This window comes from Thauera butanivorans NBRC 103042 (genome assembly GCF_001591165.1).
GTDB classification, from domain to species: domain Bacteria; phylum Pseudomonadota; class Gammaproteobacteria; order Burkholderiales; family Rhodocyclaceae; genus Thauera; species Thauera butanivorans.
Genome location: NZ_BCUG01000016.1, coordinates 23,040 through 38,395 on the forward strand (window position 1 = coordinate 23,040; position 15,356 = coordinate 38,395).

The following is a 15,356-nucleotide window of genomic DNA, read 5'->3' on the forward strand; positions in this document are numbered from 1 at the left end:
CATGCTGTTGGAAATCGCACTCTGGCTAGGCCAGGACATTCGTGGCTTCAACGTCTTCGGCTACATCACGCTGCGGACGGTGCTGGCCGCGCTGACCGCGCTGGCGATCTCGCTGATCGCCGGCCCCGGCGTCATCCGCTGGCTGGCGGCCAAGAAGATCGGCCAGGCGGTGCGCGACGACGGCCCCAAGTCGCACCTGACCAAGGCCGGCACGCCGACCATGGGCGGCGCGCTGATCCTGATCTCGATCGGCATCACCGTGCTGCTGTGGGGCGACCTGAAGAACGACTACGTCTGGGTGACGCTGCTCGTCACCCTCGGCTTCGGCGCCGTCGGCTGGGTGGATGACTGGCGCAAGGTCGTGCACCGCGACCCCAAGGGGCTGGCCAGCCGCTGGAAGTATTTCTGGACCTCGGCGATCGCGCTGGCGGCGGCGATCTACCTCGGCCTCAGCGCCGACACGCCGGCGCAGACCGAGCTGATCGTGCCCTTCTTCAAGGCCGTGGCCTATCCGCTGGGCATCGTCGGCTTCGTCGCGCTGACCTATTTCGTCATCAACGGCACCAGCCACGCGGTCAACCTCACCGACGGCCTCGACGGCCTGGCGATCATGCCGACGGTGATGGTGGCCGGCGCGCTGGCGATCTTCGCCTACGTCGCCGGCCATGCCGGCTTCGCCAAGTACCTCGGCGTGCCCTACGTTGCCGGCGCGGGCGAACTGGCGGTGTTCTGCGGCGCGATCTGCGGCGCCGGGCTGGGCTTCCTGTGGTTCAACGCCTATCCGGCCGAAGTGTTCATGGGCGACGTCGGCGCGCTGGCGCTGGGCGCGGCGCTGGGCACCATCGCGGTCATCGTGCGCCAGGAGATCGTGCTCTTCATCATGGGCGGGCTGTTCGTCGCCGAGACCCTGTCGGTGATGGTGCAGGTGCTGTACTTCAAGGCCAGCGGCGGCAAGCGCATCTTCCGCATGGCGCCGCTGCACCACCACTACGAGCTGGGTGGCTGGAAGGAAACGCAGGTGGTGGTCCGCTTCTGGATCATCACCATCATGCTGGTGCTGTTCGGGTTGTCGACGCTGAAACTGAGATGAGCGAACTGACGGGCAAACACGTTCTGGTGCTCGGGCTCGGCGAATCGGGCCTGGCGATGGCGCGCTGGTGCGCGCTGCGCGGCGCGCGCCTGCGCGTCGCCGACAGCCGTGCCGTGCCGCCCGGCCTCGAGGCGCTGCGCGAGGACGCGCCGCTGGCCGAAATCGTCAGCGGCGGCTTCGGCGCCGAAGTGCTCGATGGCATCGATCTCGTCGCTCTCAGCCCCGGGCTCGATCCGCGCACCGGCGTCGCCGCCGAAGCCTGCCGCCGCGGCCTGCCCGTCACCGGCGAAATGAGCCTGCTGGCGCAGGCGCTGGCCGAACTCGGCGTGCGCGGGCGCAGCCGCATCCTCGCCATCACCGGCACCAACGGCAAGACCACGACCACGGCGCTGACTGCCGCGCTGGCGCAGTCGGCGGGCATCGACGCGGTCGCCGCCGGCAACATCAGCCCGGCGGCGCTCGACGTGCTGATGGAGCGCCTGGAGCTGGGCATCGAGCTGCCCGCCTGCTGGGTGCTGGAGCTGTCCAGCTTCCAGCTCGAGACTCTGGACGGCCTGGATGCCGAGGCGGCGACGGTGCTGAACGTCAGCGACGACCATCTGGACCGCTATGCCGGCGTCGAGGCCTATGCCGCGACCAAGGCCGCGATCTTCCAGGGGCAGGGCGTGCAGGTGCTGAACCGCCAGGACGCGCGCGTCGCGGCGATGGCGCTGCCGGGCCGCCGGGTGATCCGCTTCGGTGTCGACGCTCCGCACGGCGCCGAGACGGATTACGGCATCGCCTGCCACAACGGCGCCGACTGGCTGGTGCGCGGCCACCAGCCGCTGCTGGCGCTGGCCGAGCTGGCGCTGGCCGGGCGTCACAACGCCGCCAACGCGCTGGCCGCGCTGGCGCTGTGCGAAGCCGGACTGGACATGGCACCCGCGCAGTTGATTGCCGGCCTGCGTGCCTTCCGCGGCTTGCCGCACCGTGTCGAGCTGGTCGCCGAGCGCGCCGACGGCGTGCGCTTCTACGACGATTCCAAGGGCACCAACGTCGGCGCGACGGTCGCCGCGCTGGACGGCTTCGACCGTCCGGTGGTGTTGATCGCCGGCGGCGACGGCAAGGGTCAGGATTTCTCGCCGCTCGCGCCCGCGGTCGCCGGCAGGGCGCGCGCGGTACTGCTGATCGGCCGCGATGCGGCCCTGATCGAAGCTGCATTGGCAGGTACAGGTGTTCCGCTGGAGCATGCTGCCGATCTCGAAACCGCGGTTGTTCGTGCCGCTGAACTGGCGCAGCAAGGGGATGCGGTGCTGCTGTCCCCCGCCTGCGCCAGCTTCGACATGTTCCGCGGCTATGCCCATCGCGCCGAAGTGTTCATTGCCGCGGTGCGGCGCTTGCCGGAGGTCGACGCGCGATGAAACTCGGCTCCAGCCTGACGAACATGTTCTCCGCCGTTTCGGGCAAGTCCGCGGCGCCGAGAGGGGGCGATCGCTTCGCGCGCGGCGGCAACTCGATGCGCGAACTCGATCCGCTGCTGATCTGGTCGGCCATCGGCTTGCTGCTGCTCGGACTGGTGATGGTGTATTCGGCTTCGATCGCGATCGCCGAAGGCAGCCGTTTCACCAACTACCAGCCCTATTACTTCGTCGCGCGCCATGCGGTGTTCATGGCCGTCGGCATCGGCTGCGGGCTGCTCGCCTTCCAACTGCCGATGGCGCGCTGGCAGCAACTGGCGATGCCCTTGTTCGTGGCCGGTGTGGTGCTGCTGATCGTGGTGCTGATTCCGGGCGTGGGGCGCGAAGTCAATGGCGCGCAGCGCTGGCTGTCGCTCGGGCCGGTCAACCTGCAGCCGTCGGAGTTGATGAAGATCTTCGCCGCGCTGTATGCCGCCGACTACACGGTGCGCAAGCTCGACGCCATGAGCAGCTTCAAGCGCGGCTTCCTGCCGATGATGGCGGTGATCCTGTTCGTCGGCTTCCTGCTGCTGCGCGAGCCGGACTTCGGCGCCTTCGTCGTCATCACCACGATCGCCTTCGGCGTGCTCTTCCTCGGCGGCATCAATGGCCGCGTGTTCGCGCTGCTGGCGATCGCCGCGGTGATCGGTTTCGTCATCCTGATTCTGGTGTCGCCCTACCGCCTGGAGCGCGTGCTCGGCTTCATGGACCCGTGGAAGGATGCCTTCGGCAAGGGCTACCAGCTGTCGCACGCGCTGATCGCGTTCGGCCGCGGCGAATGGTTCGGCGTCGGCCTGGGGGCGAGCGTGGAGAAGCTGTTCTACCTGCCCGAGGCGCATACCGATTTCCTGCTCGCGGTCATCGCCGAGGAGCTCGGCTTCGTCGGCATCATCGCGGTCATCGCCATGTTCGCGGTGCTGGTGCAGCGCGCCTTCGTGATCGGCCGCGAGGCGATCCGGCTCGAACGCTACTTCGCCGGCCTGGTGGCGCAGGGCATCGGCCTGTGGATCGGCGTGCAGTCCTTCATCAACATGGGCGTCAACATGGGCCTGCTGCCCACCAAGGGCCTGACCCTGCCGCTGATGAGCTTCGGCGGCTCGAGCATCGTCGCCAACTGCATCGCGCTGGCGATCCTGCTGCGCTGCGACTGGGAAGTGCGGCAACTGAAGCGCGGGGTCCAGCCATGAAGACGCTGATGGTCATGGCCGGCGGCACCGGCGGCCACATCTTCCCCGGCATCGCGGTGGCCGAAGCCCTGCGCGAGCACGGCTGGCGCATCGTCTGGATGGGCAATCCGGACGGCATGGAAGCCCGCATCGTGCCGGCGCGCGGCTACGACACCGCCTGGGTGCGCTTCGGCGCGCTGCGCGGCAAGGGCCTGGTGCGCAAGCTGATGCTGCCGCTGAACCTGCTGTCCGGCTTCTGGCAGGCGCTGCGCGCGCTGCGCCGCAGCCGGCCCGACGTGGTGCTGGGCATGGGCGGCTACATCACCTTCCCCGGCGGCATGATGGCGGCGCTGCTCGGCCGTCCGCTGGTGCTGCACGAGCAGAACTCGGTGGCGGGGCTGGCCAACCGCGTGCTGGCCGGCGTCGCCGAGCGGGTGCTGACGGGTTTCCCCGAGGTGCTGGGGAAAGGCCGCTGGGTCGGCAACCCGGTGCGCGCCGAGATCGCCGCCGTGGCGCCGCCGGGCGAGCGTTTCGCCGGCCGCGAAGGGCCACTGAAGCTTCTCGTCGTCGGCGGCAGCCTCGGCGCGGCGGCGCTCAACGACGCGGTGCCGGCCGCGCTCGCCCGCCTGCCGGCCGACGCCCGGCCGCAGGTGCTGCACCAGGCGGGCGAGAAGCAGATCGAGGCCTTGCACGCCGCGTATGCGAGCGCGCAGGTGGAGGGGGAACTGCGTCCCTTCATCGACGACATGGCGAGCGCCTACGCGGAGGCCGACCTGGTGATCTGCCGCGCTGGCGCGCTGACGGTGTCCGAACTCGCTGCGGTGGGGGCGGCCAGCCTGCTGGTGCCCTTCCCGTACGCGGTGGACGATCACCAGACCGGCAATGCCCGCTTCCTCGCCGATCGCGGCGCGGCCTATCTGCTGCCGCAGACCGAACTCAACGCCGAACGGCTGGCCGGCATCCTCGCCAGCATCGACCGTCCGCGCCTGCTGCAGATGGCGGAGAACGCCCGTGCCCTGGCCCGCCCGCAGGCGGCTGCCGAAGTGGCGCGCGTCTGCGAGGCACTGGCCGGCGGAGACAGGACATGAAGCACAAGCTCGGGAACATCCATTTCGTCGGAGCATGGGCTCGCGACGCCAAGGCGCCGTTCGGGGCGCTGCTCGACCGCCATGAGGAATATGGCCGTGAAGCATAAGGTCAGGAACATCCACTTCGTCGGCATCGGTGGCTCCGGCATGAGCGGCATCGCCGAAGTGCTGGTGAACCAGGGCTATGCGGTGAGCGGCTCCGATCTCGGCGACAACGCCGCGACGCGCCGGCTGCAGAAGATGGGCGCTCGCGTCATGCGCGGCCATTCGGCTGGCAACGTCGCCGGCGCCGACGTGCTGGTGGCTTCCACCGCGGTCAAGCCGGACAACCCGGAAGTGGTGGCGGCGCGCGAGCGCAACATCCCGGTCGTGCCGCGCGCGCTGATGCTGGCCGAGCTGATGCGCTTCAAGCAGGGCATCGCCATCGCCGGCACCCACGGCAAGACCACCACCACCTCGCTGGTGGCGAGCATCCTCGCCGAAGGCGGCATCGACCCGACCTTCGTCATCGGCGGCCGGCTCAACGCTGCCGGCGCCAACGCGCGCCTCGGCAAGGGCGAGTACCTGGTGGCCGAGGCCGACGAGTCGGATGCGTCTTTCCTGCTGCTGAGCCCGATGGTCGCGGTCGTCACCAACATCGACGCCGACCACATGGACACCTACGGCCACGATTTCGGCCGGGTCAAGCAGGCTTTCGTCGATTTCCTGCAGCGGCTGCCGTTCTACGGCGTCGCCGTGCTGTGCGAGGACGACGCCAACGTGCGCGAGATCATGCCGCAGGTGTCGAAGCAGATCGTGCGCTACGGCCTGTCGCCGAGCGCCAGCATCCGCGCCGAGAACGTGCGCGCCGACGGCGGGCGGATGCTGTTCGACTGCGTGCGGGTCAATGGCTCGACCACGCGGCTGCCGATCGAGCTCAACCTGCCCGGCATGCACAACGTGCTCAATGCGCTGGCGGCGATCGCGGTGGCGACCGAAGTGCAGGTGCCGGACGAGGCCATCGCCAAGGCGCTGGCGGACTTCAGCGGCGTCGGCCGCCGCTTCCAGCGCTACGGCGAAGTGCAGTTGGTCGATCTGGACGGCGACGAGGCCGGCAGCTTCACGCTGGTGGACGACTACGGCCATCACCCGGTGGAAATGGCGGCGACGATCGCTGCGGCGCGCGGCGCTTTCCCGGGCCGTCGCCTGGTGCTGGCCTTCCAGCCCCATCGCTACACCCGCACGCGCGACTGCTTCGAGGACTTCGTCAAGGTGCTGTCCTCGGTCGATGGCCTGCTGCTGGCCGAAGTCTATGCCGCCGGCGAGGCGCCGATCGTCGCCGCCGACGGGCGCTCGCTGGCGCGTGCGATACGCGTCGCCGGCAGCGTCGAGCCGGTGTTCGTCGAGGACATCGCCGACATGCCGAAGATGATTCTGTCCACCGCGCGCGACGGCGACGTGGTGATCACCATGGGCGCGGGCAGCATCGGCACGGTGCCGGGCAAGCTCGCATCGATCGAGGACGTGACGTGAAGGCGCGGTTCGGCAAGGTTGCGGTGCTGTTCGGCGGAACGTCGGCCGAACGCGAGGTGTCCTTGATGTCCGGCGCGGCGGTGCTGGCCGCGCTGCAGGGCGCCGGCGTGGATGCGCATGCCTTCGATCCGGCCGAGCGCGACCTGCACGCGCTGAAGGACGAAGGCTTCGAGCGCGCCTTCATCGCCCTGCACGGCCGCGGCGGCGAGGATGGCACGGTGCAGGGCGCGCTGGAACTGATGGGCATTCCCTACACCGGCAGCGGCGTGATGGCTTCGGCGCTGTCGATGGACAAGTGGCGCACCAAGATGGTGTGGCTGGCCTGCGGCCTGCCGACCCCGCGCTACGCCATTCTCGATGCCGGGACCGACTGGGATGCGGTGGTGGCCGAGCTCGGCCTGCCGATCTACGTCAAGCCGGTGCATGAAGGCTCGAGCATGGGCGCGACCAAGGTCGCCGCCGCGGAGCAGTTGCAGGCGGCCTGGGAGCTGGCGGCGCGCTACGACAGCCTGGTGATCGCCGAGGAATTCATCGAAGGCCAGGAACTGACCGCGCCCTTCCTCGAAGACCAGGCGCTGCCGCTGGTGCGCATCGTCGCGCCGGACGGCAACTACGACTACCAGCACAAGTATTTCACCGACGACACCCGCTACGATTGCCCCTGCGGCCTGCCGGCCGGGCAGGAGGCCGAACTGCGGGCACTGGTGATGAAGTCCGCGCGCGTGCTCGGCTGCCGCGGCTGGGGCCGCGGCGACCTGATCCTGACCGCCGAAGGCAAGCCCTATCTGCTGGAAATGAACACTTCGCCCGGCATGACCAGCCATTCGCTGGTGCCGATGTCGGCGCGTGTGGCCGGGCTGGAGTTCGACGCCCTGTGCCTGAAGATTCTCGAAGGAGCCCGTCTTGGCTGAAGTCGGTGCCCGGCCCGCGGCCGTTCGTCCTGCCGCCATCCGTTCCGCCCGGCCGGCGGCGCGGGCGGCCGCGGCGCGCGACGGCAAGGGGCTGTGGCACAGGCCGGCGCTGCTGAACCTGATCTCGGACCTGCTGACCCTGCTGGGGGCGGTCGGCCTGGGCTGGGCGCTGATGATCTGGTTCGTGTCGCGGCCGCTGTTCCCGATCGGCGAGGTCGTGGTGCTGACGCCGCCGGCGCAGGTCACCGGGGAGCAACTCGAGTACGCCGCGCGTACCGCGATCGACGGCAATTTCTTCACCGTCGATCTGGAGGCGGTGAAGGCGACCTTCGAGAAGCTGCCCTGGGTGCGCAAGGCCGAGGTGCGCCGGCGCTGGCCCGATGCGCTCGAACTGCGCATCGAGGAGCACCAGGCGGTGGCCTACTGGACGGTGTCCGACAGCGGCGACGCGCGGCTGGTCAATGCGCAGGGCGAAGTCTTCGTCGCTGCCAGCGACGCCGACATGCCGCATTTCGACGGGCCGCAGGGGACCTCGGGCTGGCTGCTGGCGCGCCATGGCGAATTTTCCGAACTGCTGCAGCCGATGGGCGTGCGGCTGGTCGGACTGGCGCTGTCGGCGCGTGAAGCCTGGCAGCTCAAGCTCGACAACGGCCTGGTGATCATGCTCGGCCGCGAGCAGGAACGGTCTCTACTCGCCGACCGGCTCAAGCGCTTCATCGCGGTGTGGCCGCGAGTGCGCGAGCAGGTCGACATCGACATCAAGGTGGCGGATCTGCGCTACCCGAGCGGATTTGCGCTGACGCCGACCGACGGCACGGTGCTGCTGCAAGCCGCGCCGCAAAGTGGCAGAAAGGGCAGGTAATGAGCAAGGAATACAAGGAACTGATCGTCGGACTCGACATCGGCACGACCAAGGTGACCTGCATGGTGGCCGAGGTGCGGCCCGACGGCCGGCTCAACGTCGTCGGCCTGGGCACCCAGCCCACCAACGGCCTCAAGCGCGGCGTGGTGGTCAATATCGAAGCCACGGTGGATGCGATCTCGCGCGTGCTGCAGGAGGTCGAGCTGATGGCCGAATGCAAGATCCACGACGTCTATACCGGCATCGCCGGCAGCCACATCAAGAGCTTCAACTCCAGCGGCACCGTGGCGATCAAGGAGAAGGAAGTCACGCCGACCGACGTCGATCGGGTGATCGAGGTCGCACGGGCGATGCCGATTCCGGCCGAGCAGCAGATCCTGCACATCCTGACCCAGGAATTCATCATCGACGGCCAGGGCGGCGTGCGCGAGCCGATCGGCATGAGCGGCGTGCGCCTGGAGGTGAAGGTGCACATCGTCACCGGCGCGGTGTCGGCGGCGCAGAACGTGATCAAGTGCGTGCGCCGCTGCGGCCTGGAAGTCATGGACTTGAGCCTGCAGCCGCTCGCTTCCAGCTATGCGGTGCTGACCGAGGACGAGAAGGAGCTGGGGGTCTGCATGGTGGACATCGGCGGCGGCACGACCGACATCGCGGTGTTCACCCAGGGCGCGATCCGGCACACCGCGGTGATTCCGGTGGCGGGCGACCAGATCACCAACGACATCGCCATGGCGCTGCGCACGCCGACCGCCGAGGCCGAGGAAATCAAGATCCGCCACGGCGTGGCGATGCACCAGATGGCCGACCCGGAAGAGATGATCGAAGTGCCCGGCGTGGGCGACCGGCCGCCGCGCAAATTGTCGCGCCAGGCGCTGGCCGACGTCATCGAGCCGCGCGTGTCCGAGCTGTTCGAACTGGTCCAGGCCGAGCTGCGCCGCAGCGGCTACGAGGAACTGCTGTCGTCCGGCATCGTGCTGACCGGCGGTTCGGCGGTGATGCGCGGCATGGCCGAGCTGGGCGAGGACGTGTTCCACATGCCGGTGCGCGTGGGCGCGCCGCAGTACGACGGCGGCTTGGCGGACGTGGTCTGCCAGCCGCGCTACTCCACCGCGATGGGCCTGGTCATGGAAGGCGCGGCGCAGCGCCGGCGGGGTTTCCAGGCACGCGACACGCGCAGCGTGAAACAGTTCTTCGGCCGCATGAAGTCGTGGTTCGAACGCAATTTCTGAGCGGACGCGAAAAGTCCAGGAATTTTGTCATGGTGTCATTTTGTATGAAGGCCGATTTGGCAGCCCGTATTTAGTATTACACTTTCCGGAATTTACTAGATGCAGGCGGATCGGCATTCGTTGTTGAGCAGGGCCGTTAATTCAGGAGGCGAGGCAAATGTTTGAAATCGTTGAGAAGGAACCGTCCGGTACGGTCATCAAGGTGATCGGTGTCGGTGGCGCGGGTGGCAATGCCGTCGACCACATGATCCGTGAAGGGGTGAAGGGGGTGCATTTCATCACCGCCAACACCGACGCCCAGGCGCTGAACCGCTGCCTGGCGTCCCACAAGGTCCAGCTCGGCAGCACCGGCCTCGGCGCCGGCTCCAAGCCGGAAGCCGGACGTGCCGCGGCGCAGGAGTCGCGCGAGGAGATCGCCGCCGCGCTGGAAGGCGCGCACATGGTGTTCATCACCGGCGGCATGGGCGGCGGCACCGGCACCGGCGCTGCGCCGGTGGTGGCCGAGATCGCCAAGGAAATGGGCATCCTGACCGTCGCCGTGGTGACCAAGCCATTCGACTTCGAGAACCGCATCCGCGTCGCCGAAAGCGGCGTCGAGGAGCTGACCCGCCACGTCGATTCGCTGATCGTCGTGCTCAACGACAAGCTGCTCGACGTCTATGGCGACGACGCCGGCTTCGAGGAGTGCTTCCGTTCGGCCGACAACGTGCTGCGCTCGGCCGTCGGCGGCATTGCCGAGATCATCAACGTCCCCGGCCTGGTCAACGTCGACTTCCAGGACGTGCGCACCGCGATGGCCGAAATGGGCCGCGCGATGATGGGCTCGGCCGAAGCCGCCGGCATGGACCGCGCCCGCATCGCCGCCGAACAGGCTGCGGTGTCGCCGCTGCTCGAAGGCACCGAGCTGTCGGGGGCGCGCTGCGTGCTGATCAACATCACCGCCAGCAAGTCGCTGAAGATGTCCGAAGTGCGCGACGCGGTGAAGACCGTGCAGGCCTTCGCCGCGCCGGAAGCCTTCGTCAAGTACGGCACGGTGTTCGAGGAAAGCATGGAGGACCGCATCCGCATCACCGTCGTCGCCACCGGCCTCGGTGCGCCGCGTTCGGCCCGCCAGCCGATCATGGAAGTGGTGAAGGGCACCGGTACCTACGGCCCGGCGATGGGCGGCAGCGGCGCGGTCGACATGAACAGCCTCGACGTGCCGGCGGTGATGCGCACCGGCCGCCGCACCACGGTCGAAGCGATGAGCACCAGCGGCGTCGGCACCTACGACATCCCGGCTTTCCTGCGCCGCCAGGCCGACTGACCGCCGTCTGCTCCGGTGCCGGGCGCCGCTTCGCGGTGCCTGGCGTCCGACGGGCATCTGCCGTGAACCGCCGCCTCCGGTTCGCGGCAGATGCCCGTTTCGTCTTGGGGCGGCAGTGCTTGCATGCCTGTTCCCCGCTTCCACAGCCCATCCCGCGTGTGGGGGAGAGGAGTTGAGCGGCGGCGGGGGTGCCCATGCAACAGCTTTGCTGCATTGCACCCATAGTCCGTACCGTCGGCGGGTGCGTGCTAAACTGCTGGCCGATATAAGGAATTTAACAATGATCAGGCAGCGCACCCTCAAATCCATCGTCAAGGCCACCGGCGTCGGTCTGCACGGCGGGCGCAAGGTGACGCTGGTGCTGCGTCCGGCGGCACCGGACACCGGCATCGTCTTCCACCGCGTCGATCTCGATCCGCCGCTGACCCTGCCGGCCGATCCCTACGCCGTCTGCGACACGCGGATGTGCTCGGGCCTGGAGAAGAACGGCGAGAAGGTCGGCACCGTCGAGCATCTGATGTCGGCGCTGGCCGGCCTCGGCATCGACAACCTGCACGTCGATGTCGATGCGCCCGAGATCCCCATCCTCGACGGCAGCTCCGCGCCCTTCGTGTTCCTGCTGCAGTCGGCAGGCATCGAGGAGCAGAAGGCGCCGAAGAAGTTCCTGCGCGTGAAGAAGCCGGTCGAATACCGCGAAGGCGACAAGTGGGTGCGCCTCGACCCCTACGACGGCTTCAGCCTCGAATTCTCCATCGTCTTCGACCATCCCGCGATCGACCGCACGGCGACCTCGGTCAAGGTCGATTTCGCCACCCACTCCTACATCCGCGACGTCGCCCGCGCGCGCACCTTCGGCTTCATGCAGGACGTGGAGTTCATGCAGTCCAACGGCCTCGCACTCGGCGGCAGCCTCGACAACGCGATCGTGATGGACGAGTACCGTGTGCTCAACGCCGAGGGGTTGCGCTACGCCGACGAATTCGTCAAGCACAAGGTGCTCGATGCCATCGGCGACCTCTATCTGTGCGGCCATCCGCTGCTGGCGTCCTATACGGCGCACAAGGCCGGCCATGCGCTGAACAACCAGATCCTGCGCGTGCTGCTCGAAGACCGCGAAGCCTGGGAGGTCGTCAGCTTCGAGCAGCCCAGGGCCGCGCCGCCGGCCGTCGTCCACCAGTTCGGCGACGCCCTGCCGGCCCAGGCCTGATGCCGGCCACGATCACGGAGCGACGGCGATGCTGATCATGCGTCTGCTGCTGTTGCTGGCGGTGCTCGCCATCGGCGGCTCGGTGATCCTGTGGCTGATCACCGGCAACCCGCGCTTCAAGCTGTGGGCGTGGAAGGCTTTCCGCATCGTCGTCGTGCTGCTGCTGGCCGTGCTGGCCTTGTTCGCCATCGAGCGCGTGCTGGTGCCGATGATCTGAACGGCCTTGGGCCGCCTGTTTTCGCGCCCGCCACTTTTCCCGCTGCTACTCGCGCCCGCGCCTGACCAGGCGCTCGAGAGATTCGCGCAAGGGTGAATCCGGTGGCAGCGAGGCGGCGAACTCCGACAGATTGGCCTTGGCATTGGCCGAAATGTGGCGCTCCGTCGCGGGCGGGCGCCAGGCCGTCTGTTCCGGCGTGCCGACCTTGACCCTGATCGTACCCAGCGCGTGGCCGGCGCGCAGGAAGTGCTCCTGCAGGCTGGGCAGCATCTGCTTGAGCCGCACCGCGGTGGCGCCGTTGCGCGTGCTGATGACCAGCACGTCGTCCTTCAGGTTGGCCACATGGCACTGCTCTGCCAGTTGCAGGGGCAGCGCGGCTTCCAGCGTGCCCTGCAGCCGCCGCAGGCGGGCGGCGTGGTCCTGCAGGCGGGCGAGGGATTCGGCGCTGCCGAGAAAACGATGGAGAAGGCGGCTCATGGGGCGTGGGAAAGGAGGAATGCGGAAGGTCGTGCCGTGGTGCGCAGTGGGGTGCCCTGCGCGGCATGATAAACTCGCGCCTTTGCCGAATCGACGTCCACCTCCAACATGATCTCCGGCCTGCTCAAGAAAATCTTCGGTAGTCGCAACGACCGCCTCGTCCGCCAGTATTCCCAGACCGTGCGCAAGATCAACGCGTTCGAGCCGGAAATCTCCGCATTGTCCGATGATGAGCTGCGCGGCAAGACCGCCGAGTTCAAGCAACGCGTGGCGAACGGCGAAGCGCTCGACATGCTGCTGCCCGAGGCTTTCGCGGTGGTGCGGGAGGCCGGCAAGCGCGTGCATGGCATGCGCCACTTCGACGTCCAGCTGGTCGGCGGCATGGTGCTGCACCACGGCAAGATCGCCGAAATGCGCACCGGCGAGGGCAAGACCCTGGTCGCCACGCTGCCCGCCTACCTGAACGCGCTGTCCGGCAAGGGCGTGCATGTGATCACGGTGAACGACTACCTCGCCAGCCGCGACGCCGAGTGGATGGGACGGATCTACGGCTTCCTCGGCCTCTCCACGGGCTGCAACCTGTCGCGCATGTCGCACGACCAGAAGCAGGCGGCCTACGCGGCCGACATCACCTACGGCACCAACAACGAGTTCGGCTTCGACTACCTGCGCGACAACATGGTCTATGCGGCCAGCGAGCGGGTGCAGCGCGCGCTGAACTTCGCCATCGTCGACGAGGTGGACTCCATCCTGATCGACGAGGCGCGCACGCCGCTGATCATCTCCGGCCAGGCCGAGGACCACACCGAGCTCTACCTGAAGATGAACCAGGTTGCACCGCTGCTGAAGAAGCAGGAAGGCGAGGGCGACAACATCACCGAGCCGGGCGACTACACCGTCGACCTGAAGTCGCACCAGGTGCTGCTGACTGAGGATGGCCATGAGAATGCCGAGCAGATCCTGATGCGCATGGGCCTGCTGGCCGAAGGCACCAGCCTCTACGATCCGGGCAACATTCTGCTGGTGCATCACCTGTACGCATCGCTGCGCGCCCATGCGCTGTACCACAAGGACCAGCACTACGTGGTGCAGAACGGCGAAGTCGTCATCGTCGACGAATTCACCGGCCGCCTGATGGCCGGCCGGCGCTGGTCCGACGGCCTGCATCAGGCGGTCGAGGCCAAGGAAGGCGTGCGCATCCAGGCCGAGAACCAGACCCTGGCCTCGATCACCTTCCAGAACTACTTCCGCATGTACGGCAAGCTGGCCGGCATGACCGGTACCGCCGACACCGAAGCCTTCGAGTTCCACTCCATCTACGGCCTCGAAACGGTGGTGATCCCGACCAACAGGCCCACCCAGCGCAGGGACGAGAACGACAAGGTCTATCGCACCGCGAAGGAGAAGTGGGACGCGGTGATCGAGGACATCCGCGACTGCGTGCAGCGCGGCCAGCCGGTGCTGGTGGGCACCACCTCGATCGAAACCAACGAATTCCTCTCGAACCTGCTGAAGAAGGCCGGGATCGAGCACCAGTTGCTCAACGCCAAGCAGCACGACAGCGAAGCGCAGATCGTTGCCCAGGCCGGGCGTCCGGGGGTGGTGACCATCGCCACCAACATGGCCGGCCGTGGTACCGACATCGTCCTCGGCGGCAACATCGAGCGGCCGGTCGCCGCGGTGCGCGACGACGACAGCGTGCCGCAGGACGAAAAGGAAGCGAAGATCGCCGCGATGCGCGAGGACTGGGCCAAGGTGCATGAGCAGGTGATCGCCGCCGGCGGCCTGCACATCATCGGCACCGAGCGCCACGAGTCGCGCCGCATCGACAACCAGTTGCGCGGCCGTTCGGGCCGCCAGGGCGATCCGGGCTCCAGTCGCTTCTACCTGTCGCTGGAAGACCCGCTGATGAAGATCTTCGCCGGCGAGCGCCTGAACGCGATCATGGTGCGGCTGAAGATGCCCGAAGGCGAGGCCATCGAGCACGGCATGGTCACCCGCTCGCTCGAATCGGCGCAGCGCAAGGTCGAGCAGCGCAACTTCGACATCCGCAAGCAGTTGCTGGAATACGACGACGTCGCCAACGACCAGCGCAAGGTCATCTACCAGCAGCGCAACGAACTGCTCGAGACCGAGGACATCTCCGACACCGTCCAGGCGATGCGCCAGGGGGTGCTGAATGACGTGCTCCGCCGCTACGTGCCGCTGGACAGCGTCGAGGAGCAGTGGGACATCCCCGGCCTGGAGCTGGCGCTGGCCGCCGAGCTGGCGCTGAAGCTGCCGGTGGGCGAATGGATCAAGGCCGAGCCGAGCCTGGACGACGAGGCGATGCTGGAACGTATCATCGCCGCGGGCGAGGAAGCCTATGCCGCCAAGATCTCGCTGGTCGATGTCTCGGCCTGGCATCAGTTCGAACGCAACGTGATGCTGCAGAGCCTGGATACCCATTGGCGCGAGCACCTCGCCGCGCTCGACCATCTGCGCCAGGGCATCCACCTGCGCGGCTATGCGCAGAAGAACCCCAAGCAGGAATACAAGCGCGAAGCCTTCGAGCTGTTCGAAACCCTGCTCGACGCGATCCGCGCCGACGTCACCAAGATCCTGATGACGGTCCAGGTGCGCACCGAAGCCCAGCTCGACGAGGCAGAAATGCCGCCTGCGCTGGAAAACGTGCAGTACCACCATGCCGACCAGGACGAAGTGCTGGCTGCCGCCAATGCCGCGCAGGCGGCGAAGGGGCCGCAGCCTGCGCAGGCCGGGCCGCGCGTCGGCCGCAACGATCCCTGCCCCTGCGGCTCGGGCAAGAAATACAAGCATTGCCACGGCCAGTTGAATTGAGCCTTTTCCGGAGAAGC

Annotated in this window: 13 protein-coding genes; 12 read left to right on the forward strand and 1 reads right to left on the reverse strand. The window is 67.8% G+C overall.

The genetic code is table 11. From position 1 onward, the window contains the following. The first annotated feature begins 1 nt into the window (after position 1). The 11 genes from mraY (at position 2) to TBU01S_RS07485 (ending at position 12,024) form a co-directional block, all read left to right on the forward strand. A complete protein-coding gene (mraY, locus tag TBU01S_RS07435) occupies positions 2 to 1,090 on the forward strand; it encodes a phospho-N-acetylmuramoyl-pentapeptide-transferase (protein ID WP_068636010.1) in 1,089 nt (362 codons plus the stop codon). Then, positions 1,087 to 2,490, forward strand: coding sequence for a UDP-N-acetylmuramoyl-L-alanine--D-glutamate ligase (gene murD / locus TBU01S_RS07440; protein ID WP_068636011.1), 1,404 nt, complete (start codon positions 1,087 to 1,089; stop codon positions 2,488 to 2,490). Before mraY ends, murD begins: the two co-directional genes overlap by 4 nt. Beyond that, a complete protein-coding gene (gene ftsW, locus TBU01S_RS07445) occupies positions 2,487 to 3,713 on the forward strand; it encodes a putative lipid II flippase FtsW (RefSeq protein ID WP_088178851.1) in 1,227 nt (408 codons plus the stop codon). Before murD ends, ftsW begins: the two co-directional genes overlap by 4 nt. After that, positions 3,710 to 4,780, forward strand: coding sequence for an undecaprenyldiphospho-muramoylpentapeptide beta-N-acetylglucosaminyltransferase (murG, locus tag TBU01S_RS07450; RefSeq protein ID WP_068636012.1), 1,071 nt, complete (start codon positions 3,710 to 3,712; stop codon positions 4,778 to 4,780). Before ftsW ends, murG begins: the two co-directional genes overlap by 4 nt. Positions 4,781 to 4,876: 96 nt before the next feature. After that, on the forward strand, positions 4,877 to 6,292 hold the full coding sequence (murC, locus tag TBU01S_RS07455; RefSeq protein WP_068636093.1) for a UDP-N-acetylmuramate--L-alanine ligase: 1,416 nt from the start codon (positions 4,877 to 4,879) through the stop codon (positions 6,290 to 6,292). After that, entirely contained in the window at positions 6,289 to 7,203 is a 915-nt protein-coding gene (locus TBU01S_RS07460) for a D-alanine--D-alanine ligase (protein ID WP_068636013.1), read from the forward strand. The genes murC and TBU01S_RS07460 overlap by 4 nt, the downstream gene beginning before the upstream one ends. Then, the gene (locus TBU01S_RS07465; RefSeq protein WP_068636014.1) at positions 7,196 to 8,065 is read left to right on the forward strand and encodes a cell division protein FtsQ/DivIB; all 870 of its coding nucleotides are present in this window, start codon (positions 7,196 to 7,198) and stop codon (positions 8,063 to 8,065) included. The genes TBU01S_RS07460 and TBU01S_RS07465 overlap by 8 nt, the downstream gene beginning before the upstream one ends. Continuing rightward, positions 8,065 to 9,294 (forward strand): cell division protein FtsA, encoded by a 1,230-nt coding sequence (gene ftsA, locus TBU01S_RS07470; protein ID WP_068636015.1) that lies wholly within the window; start codon positions 8,065 to 8,067, stop codon positions 9,292 to 9,294. Before TBU01S_RS07465 ends, ftsA begins: the two co-directional genes overlap by 1 nt. Before the next feature lie 157 nt (positions 9,295 to 9,451). Next, positions 9,452 to 10,600, forward strand: a complete 1,149-nt coding sequence (gene ftsZ, locus TBU01S_RS07475; protein ID WP_068636016.1) for a cell division protein FtsZ — start codon at positions 9,452 to 9,454, stop codon at positions 10,598 to 10,600. A 280-nt stretch (positions 10,601 to 10,880) separates the two neighbouring features. Then, the gene (gene lpxC, locus TBU01S_RS07480; protein WP_068636017.1) at positions 10,881 to 11,807 is read left to right on the forward strand and encodes a UDP-3-O-acyl-N-acetylglucosamine deacetylase; all 927 of its coding nucleotides are present in this window, start codon (positions 10,881 to 10,883) and stop codon (positions 11,805 to 11,807) included. A gap of 28 nt (positions 11,808 to 11,835) precedes the next feature. Beyond that, positions 11,836 to 12,024, forward strand: coding sequence for a hypothetical protein (locus tag TBU01S_RS07485; protein ID WP_068636018.1), 189 nt, complete (start codon positions 11,836 to 11,838; stop codon positions 12,022 to 12,024). Between the two features lie 45 nt (positions 12,025 to 12,069). On the opposite strand, the gene TBU01S_RS07490 is transcribed toward TBU01S_RS07485, so the two are convergent. Continuing rightward, positions 12,070 to 12,501: a DciA family protein gene (locus tag TBU01S_RS07490; protein ID WP_068636019.1), complete on the reverse strand. Its 432-nt coding sequence runs from the start codon at positions 12,499 to 12,501 to the stop codon at positions 12,070 to 12,072. A 108-nt stretch (positions 12,502 to 12,609) separates the two neighbouring features. Between TBU01S_RS07490 and secA the strand changes: the two genes are divergently transcribed. After that, the gene (gene secA / locus TBU01S_RS07495; protein ID WP_068636020.1) at positions 12,610 to 15,339 is read left to right on the forward strand and encodes a preprotein translocase subunit SecA; all 2,730 of its coding nucleotides are present in this window, start codon (positions 12,610 to 12,612) and stop codon (positions 15,337 to 15,339) included. Positions 15,340 to 15,356: the final 17 nt, after the last annotated feature.

Bases quoted from the DNA above. Each gene is read 5' to 3' on its own strand.
- mraY (WP_068636010.1), top strand. From the start codon at position 2: ATGCTGTTGGAAATCGCACTCTGGCTAGGCCAGGACATTCGTGGCTTC.
- murD (WP_068636011.1), top strand. From the start codon at position 1,087: ATGAGCGAACTGACGGGCAAACACGTTCTGGTGCTCGGGCTCGGCGAA.
- ftsW (WP_088178851.1), top strand. From the start codon at position 2,487: ATGAAACTCGGCTCCAGCCTGACGAACATGTTCTCCGCCGTTTCGGGC.
- murG (WP_068636012.1), top strand. From the start codon at position 3,710: ATGAAGACGCTGATGGTCATGGCCGGCGGCACCGGCGGCCACATCTTC.
- ftsA (WP_068636015.1), top strand. From the start codon at position 8,065: ATGAGCAAGGAATACAAGGAACTGATCGTCGGACTCGACATCGGCACG.
- ftsZ (WP_068636016.1), top strand. From the start codon at position 9,452: ATGTTTGAAATCGTTGAGAAGGAACCGTCCGGTACGGTCATCAAGGTG.
- lpxC (WP_068636017.1), top strand. From the start codon at position 10,881: ATGATCAGGCAGCGCACCCTCAAATCCATCGTCAAGGCCACCGGCGTC.
- TBU01S_RS07485 (WP_068636018.1), top strand. From the start codon at position 11,836: ATGCTGATCATGCGTCTGCTGCTGTTGCTGGCGGTGCTCGCCATCGGC.
- TBU01S_RS07490 (WP_068636019.1), bottom strand. From the start codon at position 12,501: ATGAGCCGCCTTCTCCATCGTTTTCTCGGCAGCGCCGAATCCCTCGCC.
- secA (WP_068636020.1), top strand. From the start codon at position 12,610: ATGATCTCCGGCCTGCTCAAGAAAATCTTCGGTAGTCGCAACGACCGC.